The sequence below is a fragment of the Vibrio sp. Vb1755 genome (assembly GCF_033338635.1).
GTDB lineage: Bacteria > Pseudomonadota > Gammaproteobacteria > Enterobacterales > Vibrionaceae > Vibrio > Vibrio alginolyticus.
This window is the reverse complement of record NZ_JAWOTA010000332.1, coordinates 1-1069: the sequence shown is the minus strand read 5'-3', so window position 1 is coordinate 1069 and position 1069 is coordinate 1. Positions and strand designations below refer to the sequence as shown.

General features: G+C 45.1%; 1 protein-coding gene and 1 pseudogene. One reads left to right on the top strand and one right to left on the bottom strand.

Annotated features, from left to right (window positions below):
• Positions 1–144: pseudogene (locus R7E00_RS24935) on the top strand (tryptophan--tRNA ligase); the annotation flags it as partial.
• A gap of 71 nt (positions 145–215) precedes the next feature.
• On the opposite strand, the gene R7E00_RS24930 reads toward R7E00_RS24935, so the two are convergent.
• The coding region (locus tag R7E00_RS24930; protein WP_318124896.1) for a chromosome partitioning protein ParA at positions 216–1069 on the bottom strand (854 nt) is incomplete at its 5' end.

Below are 1069 nucleotides of genomic sequence, written 5' to 3'. Positions count from 1 at the left end.
CCGATCCGAGAGAAACGGACGTTGTATTTGAACGATAAAGCGCAACTTATTGAGATTCTTAAACATGGCAGCCAAGTCTCTCGAGAAAAAACAGAACAAGTTTTGTCCGATGTTAAGAGTGTGTTTGGCTTGAACTTGTTCTGAAATAGGTTCGGGAGCACAAAGTAAAAAGGCGCGAAAGCTAACCTGCTACGTGCCTTTTTTTTATGTGCACCTTATGAAGCAAAGAACTCGCGACGAAAATTCGCTATCTCTTGTTGATAGTAACGCTGCCAGTCAGATTCAGACCAACTCGCGTGGCTGGTGGCTCTTTGCGTTGCCAATCTGGATTCGAGCTGTTTTAGCTCGGTTTGATAACTGCGAACTTGCTGCTTTTGTTTTGCTATTTGTTGTTCACGAGTGAGGATTTGGTTGCTTTCTTGTTCAGACAGATAGTTTTTCTGCAACTCTTGAATCAACGCTTTTCGCTCGATCCCTTTCATTCTTACAGGGATCAGAGCCACCGCTCGTTCATATTTTGTTTGGTTGCTGTCTAACCCCAAGGCATTTTCGTTCCCCTGCCATTCGGTGATTAAATCCTCGAATGCTTTCACGTAATCTTGAGCCGATACGGCGTCAAGTTGCTCGGCTTGTAAGCTGAAGTCGTAAAGTGCGAACTCATCGGCGAAAATCACCTCGGCGAGCTCTCCCCAAATCTTTCTCGCTTCGGATTTTAATCGTGCGACACGAGAGGCGAGCGGTTGCTGCTCATCAAACAACAAATTGCCAACGCTTTGCTGCCAAAGACCATCGAGTTGATGGTAGTTCGCTAACAAATTAAAACGCTCTGCAGACAAATCTATAGCTAGTTCATTAAGTTTGGATTCGCAATTGAGCTCGGACATACAGGTGTGCCAAAACGTCTCGATTTCTGCTTTCAATGCTCGACCTTTAGAACGGTTTAGTCGCTCTGCAAGATCTTGAGTCTCAGTGGGCATGTTGTCTGATTTTGACTTGGACTTTTGTGTACTGCTTTGGCGCTGGGGTGGCGTCGAATCACTATCAACCAATGTGATTGATTTATCCTGCA